Origin of the sequence: Xanthovirga aplysinae (assembly GCF_009711365.1) — a bacterium.
Taxonomy (GTDB): Bacteria; Bacteroidota; Bacteroidia; order Cytophagales; family Cyclobacteriaceae; genus Xanthovirga; species Xanthovirga aplysinae.
Genome location: NZ_SMMB01000024.1, coordinates 1 through 223 on the forward strand (window position 1 = coordinate 1; position 223 = coordinate 223).

Genomic DNA, 223 nt, shown 5'->3' on the forward strand with positions numbered 1-223 from the left:
AACGGCTTTTGCCCAGGACCTTTCCACCACCCAGGATGGTACTGGAAACACCTCTGTCAAAATTCAAATCCGGCCTGATCCCAATAATCCTAATACCATGGAGGCCGATCAGGTAGGAGATTACAATACTTTTGTTGGATTTCAGTTCGAGGGACGGAATAATAACATCAAGGTTCGGCAGGTAGGAGATGGTAATACCAGTCTTAATTTCCAGTTGGGAGGA

At 45.7% G+C, this 223-nt stretch carries 1 protein-coding gene; it reads left to right on the plus strand.

Annotation, left to right across the window (positions count from 1 at the left end):
- Positions 1 to 223, plus strand: a 223-nt coding sequence (locus tag E1171_RS22905) for a hypothetical protein (RefSeq protein ID WP_187696061.1), incomplete at both ends; no start/stop codon positions are given.